The sequence below is a fragment of the Antarcticibacterium flavum genome, assembly GCF_006159205.1.
In the GTDB taxonomy this organism is placed as follows: domain Bacteria; phylum Bacteroidota; class Bacteroidia; order Flavobacteriales; family Flavobacteriaceae; genus Gillisia; species Gillisia flava.
Map to the genome: position 1 here is coordinate 4,251,123 of NZ_CP040812.1, position 23,558 is coordinate 4,274,680.

General features: G+C 41.1%; 22 protein-coding genes and 1 riboswitch. Of the genes, 8 read left to right on the forward strand and 14 right to left on the reverse strand.

All coding sequences use genetic code 11. From position 1 onward, the window contains the following. The first annotated feature begins 178 nt into the window (after positions 1–178). The gene (gene mtaB / locus FHG64_RS18600) at positions 179–1,513 is read left to right on the forward strand and encodes a tRNA (N(6)-L-threonylcarbamoyladenosine(37)-C(2))-methylthiotransferase MtaB (protein ID WP_139067787.1); all 1,335 of its coding nucleotides are present in this window, start codon (positions 179–181) and stop codon (positions 1,511–1,513) included. Here mtaB and FHG64_RS18605 read toward each other — a convergent pair. Further along, positions 1,510–1,812 (reverse strand): N-acetyltransferase, encoded by a 303-nt coding sequence (locus FHG64_RS18605; protein WP_139068022.1) that lies wholly within the window; start codon positions 1,810–1,812, stop codon positions 1,510–1,512. The genes mtaB and FHG64_RS18605 overlap by 4 nt on opposite strands. Positions 1,813–2,124: 312 nt before the next feature. On the opposite strand from FHG64_RS18605, the gene FHG64_RS18610 reads away from it, so the two are divergent. Continuing rightward, positions 2,125–2,832: an alpha/beta hydrolase gene (locus FHG64_RS18610; RefSeq protein WP_168191400.1), complete on the forward strand. Its 708-nt coding sequence runs from the start codon at positions 2,125–2,127 to the stop codon at positions 2,830–2,832. Further along, a complete protein-coding gene (locus tag FHG64_RS18615) occupies positions 2,829–3,776 on the forward strand; it encodes a lytic transglycosylase domain-containing protein (protein ID WP_139067789.1) in 948 nt (315 codons plus the stop codon). The genes FHG64_RS18610 and FHG64_RS18615 overlap by 4 nt, the downstream gene beginning before the upstream one ends. Positions 3,777–3,792: 16 nt before the next feature. Here FHG64_RS18615 and FHG64_RS18620 read toward each other — a convergent pair whose 3' ends face one another. Beyond that, positions 3,793–4,506 carry a TlpA family protein disulfide reductase gene (locus tag FHG64_RS18620; RefSeq protein ID WP_139067790.1) on the reverse strand — a complete coding sequence of 238 codons (714 nt, stop codon included), beginning with the start codon at positions 4,504–4,506 and terminating at the stop codon, positions 3,793–3,795. A 137-nt stretch (positions 4,507–4,643) separates the two neighbouring features. Next, positions 4,644–5,159: a DUF2892 domain-containing protein gene (locus FHG64_RS18625; RefSeq protein ID WP_139067791.1), complete on the reverse strand. Its 516-nt coding sequence runs from the start codon at positions 5,157–5,159 to the stop codon at positions 4,644–4,646. A 165-nt stretch (positions 5,160–5,324) separates the two neighbouring features. On the opposite strand from FHG64_RS18625, the gene rpmH reads away from it, so the two are divergent. Beyond that, positions 5,325–5,483 (forward strand): 50S ribosomal protein L34, encoded by a 159-nt coding sequence (gene rpmH / locus FHG64_RS18630; RefSeq protein ID WP_013071475.1) that lies wholly within the window; start codon positions 5,325–5,327, stop codon positions 5,481–5,483. Positions 5,484–5,587: 104 nt separating this feature from the next. Next, entirely contained in the window at positions 5,588–8,440 is a 2,853-nt protein-coding gene (gene carB / locus FHG64_RS18635) for a carbamoyl-phosphate synthase large subunit (protein WP_139067792.1), read from the forward strand. Positions 8,441–8,559: 119 nt separating this feature from the next. Here the strand turns inward: carB and FHG64_RS18640 are convergent, their stop codons facing one another. Further along, entirely contained in the window at positions 8,560–8,958 is a 399-nt protein-coding gene (locus FHG64_RS18640; RefSeq protein WP_139067793.1) for a hypothetical protein, read from the reverse strand. A 92-nt stretch (positions 8,959–9,050) separates the two neighbouring features. On the opposite strand from FHG64_RS18640, the gene FHG64_RS18645 reads away from it, so the two are divergent. Further along, entirely contained in the window at positions 9,051–9,443 is a 393-nt protein-coding gene (locus tag FHG64_RS18645; RefSeq protein WP_139067794.1) for a DUF423 domain-containing protein, read from the forward strand. Here the strand turns inward: FHG64_RS18645 and FHG64_RS18650 are convergent. From FHG64_RS18650 to FHG64_RS18685, 8 genes are all read right to left on the reverse strand, one after another. Next, the gene (locus FHG64_RS18650; RefSeq protein ID WP_139067795.1) at positions 9,440–10,411 is read right to left on the reverse strand and encodes a bile acid:sodium symporter family protein; all 972 of its coding nucleotides are present in this window, start codon (positions 10,409–10,411) and stop codon (positions 9,440–9,442) included. The two genes, FHG64_RS18645 and FHG64_RS18650, sit on opposite strands and share 4 nt — an antisense overlap. Beyond that, positions 10,411–10,956, reverse strand: coding sequence for an acyl-CoA thioesterase (locus tag FHG64_RS18655; RefSeq protein ID WP_139067796.1), 546 nt, complete (start codon positions 10,954–10,956; stop codon positions 10,411–10,413). Before FHG64_RS18655 ends, FHG64_RS18650 begins: the two co-directional genes overlap by 1 nt. Further along, on the reverse strand, positions 10,956–11,324 hold the full coding sequence (locus tag FHG64_RS18660) for a 6-phosphogluconate dehydrogenase (RefSeq protein ID WP_139067797.1): 369 nt from the start codon (positions 11,322–11,324) through the stop codon (positions 10,956–10,958). Before FHG64_RS18660 ends, FHG64_RS18655 begins: the two co-directional genes overlap by 1 nt. A gap of 1 nt (position 11,325) precedes the next feature. After that, on the reverse strand, positions 11,326–12,471 hold the full coding sequence (locus FHG64_RS18665; RefSeq protein ID WP_139067798.1) for a serine hydrolase domain-containing protein: 1,146 nt from the start codon (positions 12,469–12,471) through the stop codon (positions 11,326–11,328). Positions 12,472–12,477: 6 nt separating this feature from the next. Further along, on the reverse strand, positions 12,478–13,881 hold the full coding sequence (gene rmuC, locus FHG64_RS18670; RefSeq protein ID WP_139067799.1) for a DNA recombination protein RmuC: 1,404 nt from the start codon (positions 13,879–13,881) through the stop codon (positions 12,478–12,480). A gap of 73 nt (positions 13,882–13,954) precedes the next feature. Continuing rightward, positions 13,955–14,779 carry an ABC transporter ATP-binding protein gene (locus FHG64_RS18675; RefSeq protein WP_139067800.1) on the reverse strand — a complete coding sequence of 275 codons (825 nt, stop codon included), beginning with the start codon at positions 14,777–14,779 and terminating at the stop codon, positions 13,955–13,957. Further along, complete coding sequence (locus FHG64_RS18680) at positions 14,767–15,798, reverse strand: iron ABC transporter permease (RefSeq protein WP_139067801.1); 1,032 nt, start codon at positions 15,796–15,798, stop codon at positions 14,767–14,769. Before FHG64_RS18680 ends, FHG64_RS18675 begins: the two co-directional genes overlap by 13 nt. Continuing rightward, on the reverse strand, positions 15,798–16,835 hold the full coding sequence (locus FHG64_RS18685; RefSeq protein WP_246054193.1) for an ABC transporter substrate-binding protein: 1,038 nt from the start codon (positions 16,833–16,835) through the stop codon (positions 15,798–15,800). Before FHG64_RS18685 ends, FHG64_RS18680 begins: the two co-directional genes overlap by 1 nt. Positions 16,836–16,999: 164 nt before the next feature. After that, positions 17,000–17,280: riboswitch (cobalamin riboswitch) on the forward strand. Between the two features lie 30 nt (positions 17,281–17,310). On the opposite strand from FHG64_RS18685, the gene FHG64_RS18690 reads away from it, so the two are divergent. Both FHG64_RS18690 and FHG64_RS18695 read left to right on the forward strand, forming a co-directional pair. Further along, positions 17,311–19,032: a TonB-dependent receptor plug domain-containing protein gene (locus FHG64_RS18690; protein ID WP_139067802.1), complete on the forward strand. Its 1,722-nt coding sequence runs from the start codon at positions 17,311–17,313 to the stop codon at positions 19,030–19,032. Between the two features lie 191 nt (positions 19,033–19,223). Next, positions 19,224–20,312, forward strand: coding sequence for a YncE family protein (locus FHG64_RS18695; protein ID WP_139067803.1), 1,089 nt, complete (start codon positions 19,224–19,226; stop codon positions 20,310–20,312). A 47-nt stretch (positions 20,313–20,359) separates the two neighbouring features. Here FHG64_RS18695 and FHG64_RS18700 read toward each other — a convergent pair whose 3' ends face one another. Further along, complete coding sequence (locus FHG64_RS18700; RefSeq protein WP_139067804.1) at positions 20,360–21,826, reverse strand: S41 family peptidase; 1,467 nt, start codon at positions 21,824–21,826, stop codon at positions 20,360–20,362. A gap of 209 nt (positions 21,827–22,035) precedes the next feature. Further along, entirely contained in the window at positions 22,036–23,493 is a 1,458-nt protein-coding gene (locus FHG64_RS18705; protein WP_246054195.1) for a S41 family peptidase, read from the reverse strand. Between the last annotated feature and the right edge of the window lie 65 nt (positions 23,494–23,558).

Here is a 23,558-nt window from a genome sequence, read left to right on the forward strand (position 1 = left end):
AGCCCAACCCCTACAGCATACAAGTCTTGACTATCCACTCTCCACTTTCCACTCTCCACTTTTTTTCAACCGACAAACCCACAACTGATAACCAACAACTAATAACAACCTTTTTAAAAACCAATTAAATCCGGTATCTTTGCAGCCCTTAAAATGAAGGTTTTAAATAGCGTTTGGAATGAACAGTCTTAAAAGAGTAGCATTTTACACCCTTGGGTGTAAACTTAATTTTTCTGAAACATCTACCATTGCCCGTTCTTTTAAAGATGAAGGCTTTCAAAGGGTGGATTTTTCAGAAGAAGCCGATATTTATGTGATTAACACCTGTTCTGTAACAGAGAATGCAGACAAACGTTTTAAGACCATTGTAAAACAGGCGCAGAAGGTTAATGAAGATGCCTTTGTTATCGCCGTGGGATGTTATGCCCAGTTAAAACCTGAAGAACTTGCAGATGTGGAGGGGGTAGATCTTGTTCTGGGAGCTACAGAGAAATTTAAGATCACTCAATATCTTAACGACCTTGTAAAGAACGAGCAGGCACAAATACATTCTTGCGAAATCGAAGAAGCCGATTTCTATGTAGGTTCATATTCCTTTGGTGATCGCACCCGTGCCTTCCTCAAGGTTCAGGATGGTTGTGATTATAAATGCACCTATTGCACCATTCCATTGGCCAGAGGAATTTCAAGAAGTGATAAACTGGAAAATGTACTGGAGAATGCTTCAAAAATATCGGCTAAAGGGATAAAGGAAATTGTTCTTACCGGTGTGAATATAGGGGATTACGGCAAAGGAGAGTTTGGTAATAAAAAGCATGAGCACACCTTCCTGGACCTCGTTAAAGCCCTTGATGAAGTTGAGGGTATTGAAAGGCTCAGGATCTCTTCAATAGAGCCAAACCTGCTTAAAAACGAGACTATAGATTTTGTTGCTCAAAGTAATTCCTTTGTTCCCCATTTTCACATTCCACTGCAAAGTGGGAGCAATGATGTTTTAAAAGCAATGCGGCGCAGATATATGAGAGAGCTTTATGTAGACAGGGTGGAGCAAATTAAAGAGGTGATGCCCAATGCCTGTATTGGGGTAGATGTAATTGTTGGATTTCCCGGGGAGACTGAAGAGCATTTTTTGGAAACGTATAATTTCCTGAATGAACTGGATATATCTTATTTACACGTATTCACCTATTCAGAAAGGGATAATACCCCGGCGGCAAGTATGACGGGAGTTGTACCTCTTAAGGTGAGAAAAAAACGAAGTAAGATGCTGCGGGGCCTTTCAGCAAAAAAGAGAAGATCCTTTTATGAAAGTCAGTTGGGGAAGGTTCACACTGTTCTATTTGAAGGTGAGAATAAAGAAGGTTTCATTCACGGCTTCACCGGTAATTATGTGAAAGTAAAAACCCCCTGGAATCCGGGGCTTGTAAATAGTTTGCATGAAATTGAACTCACAAGCATCGATGAGGATGGAATTGTGCGTTTTAAATATTGTGAGCCTGCAGCAGTTGTTTAAATATTAATTCCTACAGGAAGCAGGTCTTTGTATTTCCTTCTGTTCTTCCTCATAAATTTTGCGATCTCAGGGCTGGTAGGAACTACACGGTCTGTTCCTTCCTTGATCCTGTTGAGCAGGGTTGTAAGGAATGGTTCGAGATATCCCTCCTCCTTAAGTTCATCAGACATAATTAATTTTGTAAGGAAAATTTTTCGCTCCTGCTGGGCATATTCTACAGTGACCAACTCTTCATTAATAACGGCTTCAAACTGTCTAAGAAATTCATTGTTGGTGATCTCAATTGCATCTTCTGTCATCATAGTAGTATTTTTAGGTTTCATGAACATCTGGAGAAAAAAAAAGAAGGTCGGCGAATGATGTAATGAGAGAACCTTGAAGTTAAGAATACTAAAACTTCATTTTGATCTTAATTTTTTTCCTAAATTAATGTGATGTACAAAGTTAAGGCATTAATTATCAATAACCCAATGAAACTTTTGGGTGTGGTGATACTAAGTTTAAAAAGAAAATAATAGGGCTGTTAAGAAATAGCTCTGGTATTGATCAAATATAATTTGGTAAGGCGTAAAATAACATTTAAATTCCACAGTTTAACCATTCATTGAATGATGGATCAGGAAGAGATTATTCACGTTTACTTTATGCCGGGGATGGCAGCAAATGCGGCAATTTTTGAATATATAAAGTTGCCAGAGGATAAATTTAAAATGCATTTCCTGGAGTGGATCATACCTTTGGATGATGAATCCTTAAAGGATTATGCCTTGCGTATGAATAAATATGTAAAGCATGATAACATTGTTTTAATAGGAGTATCTTTTGGCGGAGTTGTTGTACAGGAAATGAGTAATTATATTTCAGTACGCAGGTTAATAATTATTTCAAGTGTAAAATGCAGAGATGAGCTTCCAAGAAGGATGAGATTTGCGGCCAAAACAGGGTTTTTTAAATTGATCCCCACCAGTTTGCTGGATTATGTAGATCATTTTGAAAAACTGGCGGTAAATGATTTTCTGAAAAAAAGAGCTCGATTATACCGTAAGTATCTCTCGGTTCGCAATAATAAATATTTGGACTGGGCGATCAAGAATATGGTATGCTGGGGATGTGAAAAACCTCGGGAGGACCTTGTACATATTCATGGGGATGCAGATCTTATTTTTCCGATCAAATATATAAGGAATTGTATTCCTGTCAAAGGTGGAACCCATATTATGATCATAAATAGGTATAGGTGGTTTAACCGGCATTTACCTGAGATCATATTAACTGGAGGGTTAAACAAAAAGAAAATGAATAAAATAGAAAAGCGATGAAAATTTTGAAGGTTTTGTTAATGAGTGTAGGACTATTAGCTATAAGTGCTATAAGTATACAGGCTGTGCAGGAGGGGCCTTATACTGAGGAAACTGAGGAAGAGACCACAGTAAAAGACAAGGTGACTAAGGATTATAATGTATATGCGCTTCCAATGCCGCAGGAACTTAGTTTTGCAGGAGAAGAAGTGCCCCTGGAAGATCCAGATGTTTATGAGCGAATGGACAGGGAATTGCTGGTAAACACCTACTGGCAGTCCAATGCCTTGCTGTTAATGAAAAGGGCGCACAAATATTTTCCTGTCATTGAACCTATCCTGAAAGAATATGGTGTCCCAGATGATTTTAAATACCTGGCCGTTATTGAGAGCAGTCTAACCCAGGCTGTGTCACCTGCCAGGGCTACGGGGTTCTGGCAAATTATGGAAGGAACCGGTAAGGATTATAAACTGGAGATCAACTCGAATGTGGATGAGCGGTATCATATAGAGAAATCTACCCGGGTCGCCTGTGAGTATTTCCTAAAATCCAGGGAACAGTTTGGTAGCTGGACTATGGCCGCGGCTGCTTATAATGCCGGTAATGCCGGTATTTCAAGACAGTTAACCAGGCAGGATGTAAGCGATTATTATGATTTGCTATTAGGTGAGGAAACAGGGAGATATGTGTTCAGGATCCTGGCTGTAAAAGAGATCATGAAAGACCCAAAAAAATATGGTTTTAATTTTACTGAAGATGATCTATACAGCCATATACCAACATACACTGTAAAGGTTAATACACCTGTAGAGGATTTTGCCAGTTTTGCCAAAGAACAGGGGATCAATTACAAGATTCTTAAAATTCACAATCCCTGGTTAAGAGAGGCGCATTTAAACAATAAATCGGGAAAAGTATATGAGATTGAAATCCCTCATAAAGGATACTACCGGGACGTTAAATAACTTTTGGGGAATGGCCTTAATTATTTAAGGCCACCGGCTCCGGGCGCGGCTCGAAATTTCTGTCTCCCAGGAGGTGATTGGCTATCCCATCATAAATAGAGTTGTAGTTTGCATCGAGAGACTCCTCAAAGCTTTTACCATATTTATGGGTAACACCTCTTCGTATATTAAGTATCTTTTTATCCTTGTCCAGGAGAAAAGTGGTAGGTAGGCCAAGGGAATGCTTTAAATTGCGTACAACATGTGGGTCTTTGTTGTCCAGTTCGTCCACATAAGTAATGTGAATATTTTTACTGTAATCTTTAGAAGCTTTTCGGGTATCTATCTTGCTATCCCAAAATAGAATTACAAAATCTATTTTATCCTGGTATTTATCTGCCAGCTCATTTAGTGCAGGCACTTCTCCCTGTGATGTTACGCACCAGGAAGCATATGTTATAAGATAAACCGGTTTTTTAAAATTGTGCAGGGAAATTTTCTTTCCTCTTAGATTCTTGAATTTGAAATCATCCATATAGCTACCGGCAAGTTGATACCTGGTAAGGGAATCGAATAATTTTTGTGCTTTTTCGTAATCCCTATAGAAATACGCATCTTTTGCACGCTTTTCATATTTTGGCAAGTGTAATGTAAGTGCTTCAGAAAAAAGAATAGCATTATCCTCCTCTTGCTGTGCAGTGGATATTTGGGTAAGTAAAAATGTAAAAATAAGTAGTAAAATTCTTACCATTCTTCGCCTTTACAGTTCTTTTTGCAAAATTACAAAAGAAGAGGCCCGGTAGGAAAATTATTCGTTGAAGGGTAAATTATATGGGTGAAATGCAGTTAAATTATTCCTAATTTAGGTTTTTTCTAACGAATTGATCCTTAGATCTTTTTCATCTGCTGTTTCATCATTTGGATCTGCTCTTTCAGCATCCCGTGCTTATCCAGTTTTTTAGCTTCTGTAAGAAGATTTTGGGCCTCACGTTTACGTCTTTTACTCATTGCTATTCCGGCAAGGTTAAGTTTTGCCATGGCCAGGTCCTGGTCCATGGAAAGACCTAGTTTGATGGCTCTTTTAAAATGTTTTTCTGCCTGGGTCATATTAGTTTGTGAAAGCATAAGCCCGTGCAGGTACCAATAATATCCCTGTTGTTTTTGTGTAAGCGCAGCCTCCGGGTCCTTTATGCGATCCAGCCATTTTTTGGCTCCGGGAAAATCCTGTTTTCTAAGGCGTAAGAATGCCATAAGGATCATTTCATTCTTATAGTACAGGAAAATAAAAATTAGGGAAAGCAGGATGAACATGATCCCGTTTCCAATGTTTCCCAGAAAGAATTGCCAGATGGAAATGGCAATTATTGCCCCGGCTAATATTAGTTTGATATTCTTATTGAACATAATGCCTCGATTTTACAGGCGGCAAAGGTAGTAAAAACAATTAAAAATTATTTTAATTTAGTTTTTGGAAGAGATAAAAGTCTTTGTATATTTGCCCGCAGTTTTAAAGAAAGGTTTAGAACTAATTTAACTAAGGATTCCACTGAAGATTTAAAGATAATTAAAATGAAAAGAACGTTTCAACCATCTAAGAGAAAAAGAAAAAACAAGCACGGGTTCAGAGAACGCATGGCAAGTGTGAACGGAAGAAAAGTGCTGGCGAGAAGAAGAGCCAAGGGTCGAAAAAAATTATCTGTATCTTCAGAGAATAGACACAAACACTAGTGAAAATTAGTCTTAAAAATAATAAGGTGTTACTTTTATAAGTAACGCCTTTTTTTATATCTAAGCGCTACCTATTAAAACAGTAATTATATACCATATCAAAGATGCCTAAAAACAAAGACATTAAATGTATTTTAATAATTGGATCTGGTCCTATAGTAATTGGTCAGGCCTGTGAATTTGATTATGCCGGTGCCCAGTCATTAAAATCATTACGTGAGGAAGGAATTAAGACTGTTCTTATTAACTCCAATCCTGCCACCATTATGACAGACCCGTCTATGGCAGATCACGTTTATCTTAAACCCCTTACCACAAAATCCATAGTAGAAATACTTAAAGATCATCCAGAAATTGATGCTGTTCTTCCAACTATGGGAGGCCAAACTGCTCTTAACCTTTGTATTGAGGCCGATGAAAAAGGAATTTGGAGCGACTTTGGAGTGAAATTAATAGGAGTTGATATAGATGCAATTAATATCACAGAAGACAGGGAGAAATTCAAGCAGCTTATGGGGAGAATTGGAATTCCCGTGGCTCCGGCCAAGACCGTGACTTCTTATTTACAAGGTAAGGAGGTAGCACAGGAATTTGGTTTCCCGCTGGTTATTCGTGCTTCTTTTACTCTTGGTGGTAGTGGTGCATCCTTCGTGCACAGAGCAGAGGATTTTGACGAGCTGCTTACCTATGGGCTTGAAGCTTCCCCAATTCACGAGGTACTTATTGACAAGGCACTACTGGGATGGAAAGAATATGAGTTGGAACTACTTAGGGATAAGAATGACAATGTTGTAATTATTTGTTCCATTGAGAATATGGATCCAATGGGGATACACACCGGGGATTCCATCACCGTGGCCCCTGCGATGACCTTGAGTGATACCACGTACCAGAGAATGCGGGATATGGCCATTAAAATGATGCGCAGCATTGGGGATTTTGCCGGGGGTTGTAATGTACAATTCGCAGTAAGCCCAGATGAAAAGGAAGATATTTATGCGATAGAGATCAATCCACGTACTTCAAGATCTTCAGCATTGGCATCAAAGGCTACCGGTTATCCAATTGCAAAGGTAGCTTCTAAACTCGCATTGGGATTCACCCTGGATGAACTTCAAAACCAAATCACCAAATCTACATCGGCTTTATTTGAGCCTACCCTGGATTATGTGATCGTAAAGATTCCAAGATGGAATTTTGATAAGTTTGAAGGCAGTGACCGTACTCTTGGGCTTCAAATGAAATCTGTAGGAGAAGTAATGGGTATTGGAAGATCTTTCCAGGAAGCCCTACACAAGGCAACCCAGTCCCTGGAGATCAAGAGAAATGGCCTTGGAGCAGATGGAAAGGGGTACACCAAGTATGACCAGATAATAGATAAGCTTACCCATGCGAGCTGGGACAGGGTATTTGTGATTTATGACGCAGTGCAGGCCGGTATACCCTTGAGCAGGATCCACGAGATCACTAAGATAGATATGTGGTTCCTTAAGCAGTATGAAGAGCTATATGCCCTGGAAGTTGAGATATCGAAATATGATATAGATACACTGCCAAAAGACCTGTTGCTGGAAGCAAAGCAAAAAGGATTTGCCGACAGGCAAATTGCGCATATGCTAAGATGTCTAGAGAGCCAGGTTTACAATAAAAGGGATGAAATGGGCATCAACAGGATCTATAAACTGGTTGATACCTGTGCAGCCGAGTTCAAAGCCTACACCCCATATTATTATTCCACTTTTGAGGCCGAAATTGAGTCGGCAGACGGGAAGAGGTATGTGGACAATGAAAGTATAGTTACAGATAAGAAGAAGATCGTGGTTCTTGGTTCCGGACCAAACAGGATAGGGCAGGGGATAGAATTTGACTATAGCTGTGTTCACGGGGTTCTTGCCGCCTCGGAGTGTGGATACGAAACTATTATGATCAACTGTAACCCCGAAACTGTTTCAACAGATTTTGATGTTGCAGATAAACTTTATTTCGAACCTGTATTCTGGGAGCATATCTATGACATTATTCGTCACGAGAAGCCCGAAGGAGTGATCGTACAGTTGGGAGGACAAACAGCCTTAAAACTTGCTGAGAAACTGGATCGCTACGGGATCAAGATCATGGGTACCAGCTTTGAATCCCTGGATCTGGCTGAAGACCGTGGTAGCTTCTCTAAACTTTTACAAGCCAACGATATTCCTTATCCTGATTTTGGAGTAGCTGAAACGGCAGATGAAGCACTGGCTCTTGCAGATGAACTTGATTTCCCAATCCTTGTAAGACCATCTTATGTACTTGGAGGACAGGGAATGAAGATTGTGATCAATAAAGATGAACTTGAGGCCCACGTGATTGACCTGCTTCGAAAGATCCCAAACAATAAATTGTTGCTGGATCATTATCTCGATGGGGCAATAGAGGCAGAGGCCGATGCGATTTGTGATGGGGAGAATGTGTACATTATTGGAATTATGGAACATATTGAGCCCTGTGGTATCCACTCGGGTGATTCCAATGCCTTGCTACCTCCTTTTAACCTGGGAGACCTTGTAATGCAACAAATAAAGGATCATACGCACAAGATTGCTCTTGCTTTAAATACAGTAGGTCTTATCAATATTCAGTTCGCAATAAAGGATGACAAGGTTTACATCATTGAAGCAAACCCAAGGGCGTCCAGGACAGTTCCTTTCATTGCAAAGGCTTACGGGGAGCCCTATGTGAATTATGCTACCAAAGTGATGCTGGGAGACAAGAAGGTAACGGACTTTGATTTTAACCCACAGTTAAAAGGGTATGCCATCAAGCAACCTGTTTTTTCCTTCAATAAATTCCCGAAAGTGAATAAACAATTAGGGCCTGAAATGAAGAGTACCGGGGAAAGTATCCTTTTCATTGACAGCTTAATGGATGATGCATTTTACGATCTTTATTCAAGAAGAAAAATGTACTTAAGCAAATAGGAAGAACTCTATAATACAAAAGGGCTGCCATTTCCGGCAGCCCTTTTTTTTGCTAAAACTCTGAATAAAAAATCCCGGTAGCAGGGTACCGGGATCTGGAATAATTAAATATACCTGGTTTATTTTTTACTGAGTTCCAGGGTCTGTATAGTGTTCTTGCCATCTGTAGATCTCCATACCTGGTTCTTTTTCTTTTGAGAAACTATGATCCATGTTTTATCAAGATCTGAATTTCGCGTGTTATTATTGCTGCTTATGGTGATAATGTTTTCATCTGGCATAGTCCACCTGAAGCTTTGGGTATCGCTAAATTCCGTTTGGAACATGTTGTAATTGATATCCTTTTCACCGGTACCGTTCTTGTTGATCTTAATAGTACCTGCATTGGTGGTATTCATGCTTCTGCCTTGTTGATTATCTACAGCATACCTGTCAACATTCCAGGTGCCGGTCATTTTGGGGCCACAGCCTGTAAATAAAAATGCGGTTAAGGCAATAGTAAATAAAGATTTTTTCATAACGTTTTAATTTTGTTTAAAGATACAATTTATTAGGTAAACAAAAAGGAATGTGCTGGTGAGACCAGGAAATTTCACTTAATTTTAGCACTATGAAAACAGACCTGTTAATTTTTGGAGGAACATTTGGAGCTCTTGCGGTAATGTTCGGCGCGTTTGGGGCACATGCGCTTAAAAGCCTTTTAAATGAAGAGCAGCAAAAAAGTTTTGAAACCGGGGTTCGGTATCAAATGTACCATGCGCTTGTACTGATCATCTGCGGCTTTTCTATGCCCTTTGGTTCTCCCTCGCAGGTATGGATGGGCTGGTGCTTCATTCTAGGAACTTTTCTGTTTTCCTTCAGCATTTATGGGTTGGTCCTAAGTTCAGCTAAAGGAAAGAAATTGAAATTCCTGGGGCCTGTGACCCCTGTAGGAGGTTTATTCCTGTTGGCCGGCTGGGTACTGTTTACCTATAACATGCTTAAACTGGGAGTGTATCTTTAGGTTCTTTTGGCTGCTTCAGCTTTAAGCCATTTTTGCCTGTAGTTTTCAGCAAAAATAGCCACTACCAGTAACTGGAGGATATGGTAGAGCATAATAGGTAAAAGAAATAATCCTACGCTGGCGCTGCTGCCAAAGATGATCTTCACCATGACAGAGCCATGAACAAGGGACTTCTTGGTTCCGCAGAATTTAGCGGTAATACTGTCTTTTAAGCCGAAATTAAACAATTTGGCCAGATAGCCTACCAGCCAGTAAACCAGGAAAAAAAGGACTACCACGATTCCAAATAGTTTTATAAGATCCAGAATCCCTACAGAACTAAAGAGGCCGGAGTTAAAGGAATTGCTGAAGCTGGAAAATACTATTAGAACAATTACCGCCTTATCAAACAGGGAAAGTTTGCTGCTGTGCCTTCTGGCCCACACCCCTAAATAATTTTGAAGGAATAACCCCGCCATTAAGGGCAGCACGATTTGATAGACGAGTTTTAGGATAATATTGAGAAAATCAAAACCGGCTGTGGAGTCCATAAAAACACTCAATAACAGGGGAGTTGCCAGGGTCCCTATTAAACCGGAAATACTGGCATTAAATATCGCCGTTGGCAAATTACCTTTCGCAATTGCTACCATTACTACAGAAGATGACACTGTAGAGGGCAGCACCCCAAGGAAGAACAATGCCAGCCAGAGATCACTGCCGGTGCCTTCTTCAAACAATGGTGCAAAGGCAAGGGTGAGCAGTGGAAAGATCAAAAAGGTAGTAGCCTGTATAAGGATGTGGGAAGGATAATTGAGAAACCCTTCCTTTAACTCGGCTGGAGCCATTTTGAGCCCGTAAAAAAAGAAAATAAAGCCAATCCCTATATCTGTGATCAGCCCCAGCGGTAAGCTGCTTAAAGCTGTGGGAAAGAAGTAGGCCAGGATAATGGAACCCAGCAGGGAAAGGATGAACTTATTAGGCCTCACTACATTTCCAGCTTTACATTATGCTCCTCCAGAAGGTGTATATATTCTGCTGAAGCGAAATCTGTTGCCTGGAACTCATTGCGGCGTTTCTTTTTATTGGCACCGCGTTTTATGCTTTTTACAAATCTCCTTATGTCATCATCTGTTTCCAGGATCAATCCCGGCACCTGTACAGATCTTCCTTCCTCATCCTTGGCCACCATCGTAAAGTGAGAGGAGTTGCAGTGCTTCACGGCACCTGTTTGTATATTCTCTGCTTCCACCCTTATTCCAATAACCATAGAACTCCTGCCAACGTAGTTCACTGAAGCCTTCATAGTTACCAGCTCCCCAATCTCAATAGGATTTAAAAAGTCCACTGTATCTACACTGGCGGTTACGCAATACACCCCGGAGTGTTTGGAGGCGCAGGCAAATGCAATCTGGTCAAGGAGCCTTAAGATGTAGCCTCCGTGGATCTTTCCGTTAAAGTTGGAATGGGAGGGAAGCATTAATTCTGAAATGGTTACCTGCGAAGCCGTTATTTTCTTAAATTTTTCTTTCATTATCTATCTCTAAAATGAGGCGACCTGGCCTCTTCAACTTTTTCTATAAAATATTTAGTATCTCCCCAGAACAGGAAGGTCGCATATCTTTCCACATAGGTAAGTTTTACATAATTTCCTTCATTCTGCCGCAGGGCCTCTATAGCTTCCTTATTCCCTCCAAGTACAGTGAACTCAAAGATCTGGGCGCCGCTTATTCCCTGGCTTATCTCTCCTTCCCAGGTCTTGTAGATCACTCCTTTCCTGCTGAATTTTATCAACTCCCCTGTACGAGTCCCTTCACTATAAGGCACAAAATAGACAAAGGCGAAGTATGCCAGGTACAGGAGCAAAAGGCTGCCAAGAATTATAAACAGTGTTTTCTTCATATTATAGGGCCTCGTAGACCAGTTTAGTAAATTCAGCAATTTTGGAAGGTTCCAGCCATCTTGTTACGATCACGAGATCTTGTTCCCGGTCAATGATGATAAAATTGCCGCCAAAGCCTGCAGCGTAAAAAATATGTTCCGGCAATCCTTCCCAGTGCCTGCTGCCTTTTTGGTTGAGCCACCACATATAGCCGTAATTTTCATTTGCGGGGGAGGCTTGTATGGCTTCTTCGATAAGTTCTTCGGAAAGCAACTGCTCCCCTTCCCATTTTCCGTTACGTGCGAATAGCAGACCGAACCTGGCCATATCTTCAGTATTGATAAAAAGTCCGCCGCCGGAGTGTCCACCACCCGTAACCGACTGCATTTTAAGTCCGTCGATATCTACCCAGGCGTTCTCATAACCAAACCACCGCCAGGTAGGTGAAGCTCCTATGGGGTCCATAATTCTCTCTTTAAGCACTTTTGGCAAAGGTTGCCGCCAAACCTGTAAAAGGGAATAGGCGAGTAGGTTCACCCGCACATCGTTATATTCAAATACAGTACCCGGTTCATTGAGCTGCCTGTTCCTCCAATCGTCCAGTCCTCCTGTGGAAGGCGGCCTGTCTGCCCAGTCATATCCTCCCCATAAATTCCCGCTCCAGTCTGAGGTTTGATCCAGAAGGTGTTGCCAGGTCACCTTGCTGTTATGCTCCCCGTCAAAGGTGCCGTCCCAGACATATTGAGCTACTTTCTCCCCGGCATTTGCTATAAGCCCTTCTTGCAATGCCAGCAAGCCCGTGGTGGAAAGAAAACTCTTGGTAACGCTAAAGGTCATATCCACCCTTTGCGTGTCTCCCCAGCTGCTTATCACGTAGCCATCCTTAATGATCATTCCTGCAGGGCCTCCGCGTTTCTTCGTGGGGCCGGAGATCTCGTGGAAAGGTTCCTGCTCAAAGCCCTTAAGGATCGCCTGTCTTAGGTCTCTGGAACCTGTGTATTCATTTCCTTCAGCAAAATCTACAGCCCGGGAAAGCCGTTCCTTATTGATCTTAAATTGAGAGGCATCCCTTTCTTCCCATTCGCCATTGGCAGGGAAATAATCCTGCGCCTGCAGCAGGGAGGTGATCATTACAAAGCAGATCGTAAATAGTTTATACATCTTCATCTAAAGTTAATTCAAAGTTTCATCCCCGGAATTCTCTGAGGCTTCCAGCAGCCATTTTTGTCCTATTTTTTGTTTGGGCGAGATTCCCAGTTCTTCCAGTTTGTCTATATCCTTCACAAGATTTTGTTTGCCGGTAAGTTTCTTCATCGCCGTTTCATAAGCGTTCCCGGTGGATTTTAATTTCTTCCCCACATCTTCCAGGTCATCCAGCAGGATCTTGAACTTATGATAGAGGGAGGAGGCATGGGCAGCGATCTCAATGGCGTTTCGCTGCTGCTTCTCATTGCTCCATAGCGTATCGATGGTTCTTAAGGTAGACAGCAGGGTAGTGGGGCTTACCAACAGGATATTCTTTTGAAAGGCTGTATAGAAGAAGGAATTATCCTCATTCTGGGCCAGGTACAATGCCGGTTCAACAGGGATGAACATCAAAACAAAATCTGGCGAGGTGGTCTTATAGATGTCCTCGTATTTTTTGCTACTAAGCTGGGATATGTGGGTGTGGAGCGATCTAATATGATCCTTAAGATGCCTGCTTTTATTTCCGGGTTCATCTTCATTGGCATATTTTTCATATGCCACAAGAGAGACTTTGGAATCTATCACCATTTTTCGCTCATTGGGCAGGTGGATGATCACATCTGGAAGAAACCTATTTCCCTCCTCATCTGTATAGGCCTTCTGTACAAAATATTCCCGGTCCTTCTCGAGTCCGCTTTTTTCCAGTACTTTTTCAAGGATCAATTCTCCCCAGTTCCCCTGGGTCTTGTTTTCCCCTTTTAATGCTTTTGTAAGATTGTTCGCCTCCTCGCTTATCTTCACGCTTTGCTCATTGAGGATTTTAAGATACTGTCCCAGCTGTGCATGCCTATCAATAAAATCTACATTATTCTTATTTACCTTTTCCTCAAAACTTTTGATCTTCTCGCTTAAAGGATCTAATAGATTCTGAAGGTTCTCCTTGTTGAGACTCGTAAATTTCTGGGATTTTTCTTCCAGGATACGGTTGGCAAGATTTTCAAACTGAGTTTCGAATTTCTTCTGAAGTTCCTCAATTTCTTTCCTTATCTCCAGGTTTTTTTGCTGAAGGTTCTCGTACTCCGAATTCCTGCGGGTGAGTTCATTGCTTAAAAAATCCCTGTCCTTTCTTATTATTTCGCGCTCATTCTCCATTTTTTCAAGCTGGGTTTCAGCTTCTTTTTTCTCTGCTGCCCTTTCATTTTTATTTTCGTCTAATAATCTGGTAAATAGATCGTTAGATTCTTCCAGCTGAAGTTTTAGCTGAAGGTTCTGTTCTGTAGATGTTGCCGATTTCGCCTTATGTTTTAAAGCTGAAATAAGGTTGCCAAGGAAGAATCCCAGGGCCAGGGTAAAAAGGGAGATGAGGAGAATAAGCAACGAATCTGTCATTGAAAACTCAGGTTTATTCAAAGATAATTAAATCAATGTCTTTCGGAAGTTTTTGAGCTACTTCTGCTAAAAATTAGCTTTCCCCATTTTCGATATTGATACGGAATGAGCGGGTTTCCCTGTCGAAGATTATAAGGTCATCCGGAAACATTTCAGCAAACATATTCTTTTCTACCAGTTCTGTAGGGGTTCCTATGGTTACCCTGCCTTTTTCCATAAGGATGATCTTGTCGCAAAGCTGTAAGGCAAGGTTGATCTCGTGAGTTGAAAAAAGAATGCTCTTTTTGGTCTTCACAGTAAGGTTCTTCAGCAGTTTTAATACATAGGCCTGGTGGTAGATATCCAGGTGGGTGGTGGGTTCATCCAGTACTACTAAAGGGGTATCCTGGGCTAAAGCCCTGCCAATAAGTACCTTTTGCAATTGCCCGTCACTAAGCTCATAACATTTTTTATGCTGTAGATCCTCAATTCCTACAAGTTGCAGGGCATAATTTATTTGTTGCCTGTCTTCCTGCGTTAAAGTTCCAATCCAGTTGGTATAGGGTTGTCTCCCCAGGGCTATAAGTTCAAAAACCGTCAAATTCCTTGAAACGGGCTGTTCTGTAAGCACCACACTTATGGACTGCGCCAGTTCTCCCGGGGAAATGTCCTTAAGCTTATTTTGATTGATGTATACCTCTCCAGCAAGCATTTCCTGTACCCCGCTAAGGCTCCTAAGCAAGGTAGATTTCCCAACCCCGTTGATCCCAATGATCGCTGTAAGCTCCCCTTCATATAATTCCAGGTCTATGGCAGAGGCGATAAGGGTTTCTTCAGTCTTATCCCTGTAACCTATATTAAGGTTTTGCGTTCGGAGGACGATATGTGAGGTTGCTGTTTTGATATCTAAAAAAGGAATTTACGTTTTCTCACCAAAAGCCAGATCACTACCGGGGCTCCCACCAGGGATGTAATTGCGTTAATAGGCAGGGTGAACTGGCTGCCGGGCATTTGTGCTCCAATATCACAAACCAGCATAAGGATGGCCCCTCCCATAATAACCGCGGGCAAAAGGATCCTGTGGTCATTCACCGGGATCACCTGTCTAATTAAATGAGGGACTGCCAGGCCTACAAATGCAATGGGCCCTGCAAAGGCAGTAATGCTTCCTGCAAGCAAGCTGGTGGCAATAATAATTATAAGCCTGTTGCGGCTAATGTTCACCCCAAGGCTCCGGGCATATTGCTCGCCAAGGAGAAGAGTATTTAAATTTTTAATTGAAGTGATTGATAGTAATATGCCTATAAACCAGAACAAAGAAAGAATTATAACCTCCTCCCAGGAAAGATTTCCAAGGCTTCCAAATGACCAGAAAACATACTGCTGTAATTGGGCGGCTGGGCTAAAATATGCCAATACGCTTACTACTGCAGCCGTCAAACTTGCGAACATAAGTCCGATGATCAGGATGGCCATTGTATCCCGTAATTTTGCAGATGCCAGTAGAACGGCGATCAATACCAGGAGGCTGCCCAGGCTTGCCGCGATCACCAGGCTCCATTTAGAAAGCAGGAAGGCGGTGGCGACCCCGCCAAAGAGGTATGCTCCCATTAATATCAAAGCCACCCCCAGGCTCGCCCCGCTACTTAACCCCAAAACATAGGGTCCGGCCAGGGGATTCCTGAAAAGGGTTTGCATAAGCAGCCCACTTACTGCCAGGCCGGAGCCTGTGAGAATAGCTGTAAAAACCTTTGGCAGCCTGAATTCCAGTAATATATACCTCCAACTCTCCCTTTTCACTTCTCCGCCAAAAAAGGTGGCCAGGATATCTTCCAAAGGAATATTGACAGATCCCAGTCCAAGGTTGAGAAGTGAAAAAAGTATAACCGCCAGGAAAAGTAGCAACAGGACAAGGTTATAATTTTTTGGACGGGGCATTATTGCAGGGGTTTAAAGAATGTAAATTGGTGCTGCGGCAACAACTGGGGGTGAAATATTGCAATGAGGTCCCGTAGTACAAGGTCTGGCCGGTTGGGCGCTAACTCAAAGAATAGAGCTCCTCCGGTTTCCCCTTTTGTGCTGCTATAAGTATATACCTTTTGTTCCTTTACCGCCTTAAATTGATCATAGTGGGGAGAAGCTTCCATTAACTGTACATAGGACCCAAATTGTCCCGGTGCCACCCAGTAATCCACATTTTGGGCATCGCTAAGTACGGTTTCAAAAGCAAGGGCCATACTGCCGCTCCCGGTTGTTTCTTTATAAATATAAGATGCATTTGCCTCCTCAATAAACCTGGCAAGCCAGGAATTGCCATAAGGCACATACCATTGATCCTTATACATGGAGCCGCTTAGAACAGTGGGTTTTTTCTCTGCCGTGGCAGCGAGGTTTTTGGCCATCTTGTAATTGGTCTCTACTTTTTTGAAATACCTGGAGGCCTCCTCATTTTTGTTATATAAAGCACCAAAGAATTTCACCCATTCTGCCTTGCCTAATGGAGAATTTTCTGTCCAATCCCCATTATAGATCACAGGTATCCCGGTTCGCTCTATAGTGCTATAGGTTTTGTTATTTCCGTTCACGGCAAAACCAACCACCAGCTCCGGTTCCAGGGAAATCAATAATTCAGTATTTATTGCCTCATTTTGGCCAAGCTCTGTAATTTCACCCTTATTTATGAGTTTTCTAATACTATCTGATGATACATAATCCAGTCCTGGGAAACCTATAAGGGTTTTTTCCACTCCCAATGCTTCCAGGGAGGGGATGTGAGTTGTAGAGGTCACAACCAGCTTTTTCACAGGAACCTGAATGATCTGGTCATACGCGAGATTGGCAGGAGCTGTAGTGCCTTCCTTTAGCAATAAATAACGATAAGTTTTATCTGCATCAGGCCAGGGGTCTTTAATTATTAGGAAGTCATACCCGTCATATTTTTCAATAGAAAAACCTTTGGCATATTTTATTTCCACAGTTGCCCCTTTGGTGATTGGGGATCTTTTTTATCCTTGTCAACCTTACAGGAAAATAACAATAGCGAAAATATGAGGAGCAGGAAAGTTTTCAAGTATTATCTATTTTGGTTCCAAAAGTAAGATTATTTAAAATTTTTAGCACTCAAGAAACATAAATGTTTATTTTCGCATAGAATTTTGGTTTGACCCGGTATTGTAAATGATACCCTGTCGATTAAAAGGGAATCAGGTGAAACTGGAGAAGGATCTTGCGATCCCTGAGTTTTAAACTCTGTTTACATTCTTCAATAATCCTGAGCTGTTCCCGCAACTGTAAGCTTTGTCCGCCGCAGGCGGATGCTTTTTGTTATTACTTCAAATACCACTGTACCGCTCTTGGGCGGGATGGGAAGGTGAACAAAAGGACGCAAGCCAGGAGACCTGCCAAAAGAAACTTTAATATCGTGACTTTCGGGATAAAGGTCTGTGGCTAATGAAGAACATATACTCTTTTTTTCTATTTACCATCCTGTTCAATGTGTTCGGAACCTTTGCGCAGCAGGCTCCTGTTACCCGTTTGGATGAGGTTAGGCTTAGCGACAGCAGGTTATATAAGAATTCCCGCAGCCAGGTAGTAACCGTCTTAAAGGATTCTGTCCTGCGGGAAAACGATCCATTACTTACCAATGTCCTTAAATTTAATTCTCTCATCTTCTTTCGGGAAAATGGGTATGGGATGGTGTCTTCAGCATCTTTTCGCGGGACCACGGCATCCCAAACAGCAGTGGTATGGAATGGGATCAATATAAATTCTCAATTCACCGGCCAAACAGATTTTAATACGATTAACACCACCGGCTACGAAGATGTTGCAGTAAGGGCAGGAGGGGGGAGTGTGCTCTATGGCAGCGGTGCAATTGGCGGCAGTGTACATCTTAATAACAAATTCAGGTTCAGTAAGAATTTCAGCAATACCTTCAGGCTGGATTACGGCAGTTTTAATACCCGTTTAATACGCTACTCGGGTGAAGCTTCTTCAGAAAAAACCAGCGTGTACATCAATGCAGCAGGTACAGCCTCCAATAATGACTTTCCTTATCCTGTTACCGGTAGCTTTAATGAGAACGGTGATTTCCAGAATATGAATGTTAGCGCGGGAATCGCCCACTGGCTCGATGAGAATAATATACTTAAATTTTACAGCGAAAGCTATACCGGGGAAAGAGGCTTCTCGGGTACTTTAACCGCTCCTTCCCGTAGCAAATTTGAAGATGTGAACCATAAAAATCTATTGGAATGGAAAGGTTTTTATGGTGACTATACCTCTTCTCTCAAGGTAGCTTACCTGGAAGAGAATTATAAATATTTTGAAAACAGGAGCAGGGAAGACCATTCTTTTGGAAATGCAAAGAATTACATTGCCAATTACGATCTTTCCTATAGAATTACAGAGGCGATAAGCTTAAATGGAATTGTGGATCACCGGCATACAAAGGGAAGGGGTTCCAGTGTTGGAGAAAACACCAGGAACATCACCGCCTTCGCCTTTCTTTTCAATCACGATCTTGGCAGGTTCTTCTATGAGCTAAGCACCCGCAAGGAGATTACAAATAATTATGAATCACCCATCCTATACTCACTGGGAGCAGGATACGCTGTAACTTCTTATTACGGAATCAATCTCAACCTCTCCAGGAATTTCAGGATACCCACCTATAACGATCTTTATTGGAGCCCCGGGGGAAATATAGATCTGGATCCTGAAAGTTCTTACCAGGCCGAGCTGGGGCATACTCTAAAATTTGGCACATTTGAATTTGGGTTGGTGGGTTACATTATGGAAATAACAAACCTCCTGCGATGGATCCCCAATAGATCTGGCCTATGGCAACCGGTCAATACCGGCGAAGTAAGAAATTATGGGCTGGAGGCAAGAAGCGCCTACCAAACCACAATTGGCAACCATCAGTTTAGTTTAAATGCCATATACGCCTATACTAAAACTGAAGATAAGGCGCTTGGCAGGGAGCTTATTTATGTCCCCAACCATAAAGTTACAGGGTCCCTGGCTTACACTTTCAAGGACTTTTCATTTTCGTATCAATTCCTTCATAACGGAAGCATATATACCTCATCTGATAATGTATATGAGTTGAAAGGATATTCCCTTTCCAACGCAGGAATAGCCTATTCCCCTCCAGACTGGATTTTATAACATTTGGTCTTGAAGTAAGGAATCTTTTTGACAAGGAATACCAAAGTTTACCATCCAGGCCAATGCCGGGACGATCATTTAATAGTTCACTAACACTCAATCTCTAAAAAAAGGTAAAAAGGAAGGTTTTGAAAACCTCTCAAAATAAAGTCATTAACACCAAACCATTAAAAACCAATAAATATTTACTTATGAAAATCAATAATTTTTTAAGTCTGGCCATTGCAGCTGTAGCACTCTTCACCTCCTGTCAAAGCGATGATGCTATAAATAACATGCCTGAACCTGTAGCAGAGGAGGAATTTTCCAATGGGATCTTTATTTTAAATGAAGGGAATTTTGGTGGGGGAAATTCCTCGGTAGCCTTTGTAGATGAAGAGCATTCAGAGGTGTCCCTAAACGTATTTTCTGAAGCAAATGCCGGTATGGCCCTGGGAGATGTTGCACAAAGTATGGGTTTTTATGAAGACTATGCTTTTATAGTAGTGAATGTTTCCAATAAAATAGAGATAGTCAACCGTAATACCTTTGAACATGTAGCTACCATTGATGAGGGGTTGGAAAATCCACGCTTCCTGACATTTTCAAATGGATTTGCTTATGTCACCAATTGGGGAGACGGCTCCAATCCAGAGGATGATTTCGTAGCTGTAATTGATATAGATTCTTTCACCATCCTTGAAAATATAGCAGTTGAGGAAGGTCCAGAAGCGATAGTTGAGGCCAATGGCATTTTATATGTGGCACATTTAGGAGGCTTTTCATTCAACGATAAAATTTCAGTGATCAACACTGCAAATAATACAGTTGAAGAAACGATCATTGTAGGGGACAGGCCGAATTCTCTTGAAATAACTAATAATTCCCTATGGGTAGCAACAGGAGGATTACCATCTTATGCAGAGCAGGAAACTGCAGGGAAGATAGTAAGAATTGACCTCGCAACGGGTGAGATTGAAGAAGAACTTTTTTTTCCTAATCCAACAGATCATCCGGCCAATTTAAGAATTGACAATGATATTATTTATTATACCCTGAATGGGGATGTCTATTCCTTTACTGCCGGAGCCGAAGATTTGCCCGTAATTCCATTTCTTGAGATGGCTGAAGTGGCGAGCTTATATGGTTTTGAAGTGGAGGAAGGATATATTTATGCAGCAAGTGCAAATGCCGATTTCACAGGGGACGGGGATCTTTATATTTACGATGCTACAAATGGCTCACTTATTAATGATTTCAAAGTGGGTATTAACCCCAATGGCATTTATTTTAACCAGTAAAAAATCACCTATTAAAAAAGCCCTGATCTCTCAGGGCTTTTTGCTTTTTATTCCTGCATTTCAACAGGAACTTTATCGATATACATGGTTTGGAAGCCGGGATCAAACATTCCGCTTTCACCAATACCATCATAGGTCTTTACTTCAGGGATCGATACTCTGTTTCCTGCAATAACGTCTAGTGCAACTTTTAATAAAGGCTCGTCTTTATCACCTAATATTCCCAGGTTAAGAACATCTTCGGGCAATTTAATCTCCGGGTTAATTCCATCTTTATAATCTGTCACTCCATCCCTGTTCATTGACTTTAATACCAGGGGTTGGATTGCGTAGGTATGGGAGTCATTTAGAGAGGAATGATCTTCAGAAAAATTGGGGGAATCATAAAGTGTAACAGAGGCTTCAAACTTCCCGGTAGTAACATCTCCTATTTGTACAACATCAATATAGGGGTCAAGTCCATTGATTATCAATTCACTGGCCGAGGCAGAACTTTTTGTAGTCAAAACAAATAACCTGTTTAAATTTAAACTATTAATTGTAGTTCCTGTTCGAATGCTTGTATTAAATTTATTCAGTAGGCTTTCAGGGCTACGTTGCTCGTAATATGACTGGTATTTCTCATTCCATCTTTCCTTCATAAAAACCTCTCCAACAAATTGCCCGGTGATCATAGCTGCCAAATCTGTAGCTGTTCGTACAGATCCTCCTCCATTGTAACGCAAGTCAAGTACAAGTTCCTGTATTCCGGCACCCTTCAACTCATTAAAAGCGCTATTAAGCTCCTCATCAAAGTCCTCATCAAAACTGTTATAAAACAGATATCCTGTTTTAATCCCATTAACCTCGAGTACTTTGGATATCACTACGGGATTTGTATTAATATCACGAGTGGAGATATTTATAGTCCTGTCCAGTTCTGTTATCGTGTTACCTTCAATTTTTGCTAGTCCTAATGTGTAGGATGATGAGGTAAGCAAGCTTGTATAATTAGATTTGGTAAGTTGTTGCCCGTTAACCCGGTTAAAGATCATCCCTCTTTCTGCTCCTTCCGCTGCAGCAGGAGTATTTGGTTGGACAAGTTTTATATAGCCAAAGACCTCTGTACAACTTTGACAATAGCTAACCAAACCAAAAGACATTCCAGTCTCTCCAGTAGACGCTATTGTACCGGTTTTCATTGTCTCATAATTATCGATCAAGTAACTGAAACGGTCGCGGGATGATTTAAGGCTGTTAAATAATTTTTCAGGACTTGAAAATGTTTTTAGATAAGCATCTTTTTCGCCCTGGGAGGCGAAATAATTTTCTGCCAATACATCAAGATCATCCTTATATAAATAAATATCGCTCATTCCCCTGTAGATAAAATTCTCTACTTCCAGTTCCTTCGAAGACTCCTCTGTAGTTGCAGTTACGTCTGGTTTTTCTTCAAATTCCTCATTATCACTGGAGCAGGAGGCAAAAAAACTTCCTGCTAATAGGGTAAGAAAAAAGATCTTTATATTTTTCATAGTAATGATTTTATTAGTTCTAAAAGGACCGGTGTGATCCAACCTGTATAAAGGATAGGATTGTTCCCGTAAAAGCCTGTTGTGTAATTAGTTTCATAAACTATGCCAAGCATTCCACTGCAAAATACGAATAGCGTGGCGGTATTTAAATAAAAAAATCGGGGTTGCATTAAATACAAACCCGATTTTTTAAACTATTTGCTATTTTATTATTCCCTTTCCAAAAAACCTGGAATTTCCTTAACGTACATTTTTTGATAAGTAGGTAATTCCATTCCACTTTCTCCTACTACGTTAAAAGGCTTAAAACCTTCAGGCATAGAGATCCTGTTACCCTGAATATAATTAAGTGCTGCATTCAATAAAGGTTCGTTTTCGTCTCCAAGTACACCATAGTTCCTAATATCTTCTTTAAATTCAAAATCGGGATACAATCCATCCACATAATCTGAAACTCCATTGGCATTCAGTGATTTGAAAATAAGTGGTTGTAAGGCATAGGTGTGGCGAGTACTGGCATTTTGTCTTCCAAAGTTGGGAGAATCATATAAAGTAGTACTTGCAGTAAATTTCCCGGTAGTTTTATCTCCAATGTGAATAACATCGATGTATGGTTCCAGGCCATTTATGATCAATTCACTTGCAGAGGCAGACCTTGTTGTGGTCAAAACATATACCCTGTCCAGGTTTAGGCTGTTAATAGCTGTACCTGTTGTGAGTTGGGTGTTGAATTTATTCACAAGTCTGTTAGGATTATTTCTTAGGAAGTAGTCCTGATATTCGGCATTCCATTCTTCCTTTAAAAATATTTCTCCTGGAAATTGACCTGTGATCATTGCAGCAAGATCTGTAGCTGTCCTTACAGATCCTCCGCCATTATAGCGCAGGTCCAGGATAAGTTCGGTGATATTCTCCCCTTTAAAATAATTAAAGGCATCATTAAGGTCCTCATCATAATCATCTGTAAAGCTATTATACATGAGGTAACCTATCTTCATACCATCAAGGTCAATTGTTTTAGTAATATAAACAGGATTGGAACTGTATTCTGCTTTTGTTAAGGTAACTTCTCCCGTTTCAGTAATGGTATTCCCCTCTATCGTGGCCAACGTTACGTCAAGCACTTCGGGAGCCAACAGGGCACTGTAATTGGTTATTGTCATTTGTTCCCCATTGATCCTGGTGAAGAGATCTCCTCGTTTAATGCCTTTTGCTTCAGCTGAAGTTCCCGGCAAAACATAACGTACTACTCCAAAAACCAAATTTGCATTTTCCCCATATGTACCCAGGGAATAATTCATTCCGGTAGTGGTACTTATCCCGCTAAAAAGGTTTTCCAGTTCTACATAGTCATCTACTATCCAGCTAAACCTGTCCTGGGAAGACATAAGTCCGTCATAAAAAAGATCCTCGGGAGTTTCAAAATTATCAAGAAAATCATTCCTTTCAGCTTGAGAAGCAAAATAATCATTGGCCAGTTGTGGGATATCGGCCTTATACAAATAGATATTATTCATTCCCCTCCAGGCGAAATTTTCAACTGTGAGGTCTCTTGTCTCTCCCTCACCACCTGTTGTAGGAGGTGTAGGCCCAACGTCATCGGCATCTTCACTACAGGAAACGAACCCTACATTAATCAATAGAGCAAGAAAAAAAAGTTTATACATTTTCATATTTAGATAAATTATTGTTTTTCAATTATAAAATAGAATGTGCATATCCTGCCTTAACT

Excerpts from the sequence above, each read along its gene's own strand:
- FHG64_RS18655 (WP_139067796.1), bottom strand. The coding sequence starts at position 10,956 with ATGAAAGAAAAATTTAAGAAAATAACGGCTTCGCAGGTAACCATTTCA.
- FHG64_RS18610 (WP_168191400.1), top strand. The coding sequence starts at position 2,125 with ATGGATCAGGAAGAGATTATTCACGTTTACTTTATGCCGGGGATGGCA.
- carB (WP_139067792.1), top strand. The coding sequence starts at position 5,588 with ATGCCTAAAAACAAAGACATTAAATGTATTTTAATAATTGGATCTGGT.
- FHG64_RS18665 (WP_139067798.1), bottom strand. The coding sequence starts at position 12,471 with ATGAAGATGTATAAACTATTTACGATCTGCTTTGTAATGATCACCTCC.
- FHG64_RS18620 (WP_139067790.1), bottom strand. The coding sequence starts at position 4,506 with ATGGTAAGAATTTTACTACTTATTTTTACATTTTTACTTACCCAAATA.
- FHG64_RS18660 (WP_139067797.1), bottom strand. The coding sequence starts at position 11,324 with ATGAAGAAAACACTGTTTATAATTCTTGGCAGCCTTTTGCTCCTGTAC.
- FHG64_RS18680 (WP_139067801.1), bottom strand. The coding sequence starts at position 15,798 with ATGCCCCGTCCAAAAAATTATAACCTTGTCCTGTTGCTACTTTTCCTG.
- FHG64_RS18690 (WP_139067802.1), top strand. The coding sequence starts at position 17,311 with ATGAAGAACATATACTCTTTTTTTCTATTTACCATCCTGTTCAATGTG.
- rmuC (WP_139067799.1), bottom strand. The coding sequence starts at position 13,881 with ATGACAGATTCGTTGCTTATTCTCCTCATCTCCCTTTTTACCCTGGCC.
- FHG64_RS18700 (WP_139067804.1), bottom strand. The coding sequence starts at position 21,826 with ATGAAAAATATAAAGATCTTTTTTCTTACCCTATTAGCAGGAAGTTTT.
- rpmH (WP_013071475.1), top strand. The coding sequence starts at position 5,325 with ATGAAAAGAACGTTTCAACCATCTAAGAGAAAAAGAAAAAACAAGCAC.
- FHG64_RS18640 (WP_139067793.1), bottom strand. The coding sequence starts at position 8,958 with ATGAAAAAATCTTTATTTACTATTGCCTTAACCGCATTTTTATTTACA.
- FHG64_RS18615 (WP_139067789.1), top strand. The coding sequence starts at position 2,829 with ATGAAAATTTTGAAGGTTTTGTTAATGAGTGTAGGACTATTAGCTATA.
- FHG64_RS18645 (WP_139067794.1), top strand. The coding sequence starts at position 9,051 with ATGAAAACAGACCTGTTAATTTTTGGAGGAACATTTGGAGCTCTTGCG.
- FHG64_RS18605 (WP_139068022.1), bottom strand. The coding sequence starts at position 1,812 with ATGACAGAAGATGCAATTGAGATCACCAACAATGAATTTCTTAGACAG.
- FHG64_RS18695 (WP_139067803.1), top strand. The coding sequence starts at position 19,224 with ATGAAAATCAATAATTTTTTAAGTCTGGCCATTGCAGCTGTAGCACTC.
- FHG64_RS18625 (WP_139067791.1), bottom strand. The coding sequence starts at position 5,159 with ATGTTCAATAAGAATATCAAACTAATATTAGCCGGGGCAATAATTGCC.
- mtaB (WP_139067787.1), top strand. The coding sequence starts at position 179 with ATGAACAGTCTTAAAAGAGTAGCATTTTACACCCTTGGGTGTAAACTT.
- FHG64_RS18705 (WP_246054195.1), bottom strand. The coding sequence starts at position 23,493 with ATGTATAAACTTTTTTTTCTTGCTCTATTGATTAATGTAGGGTTCGTT.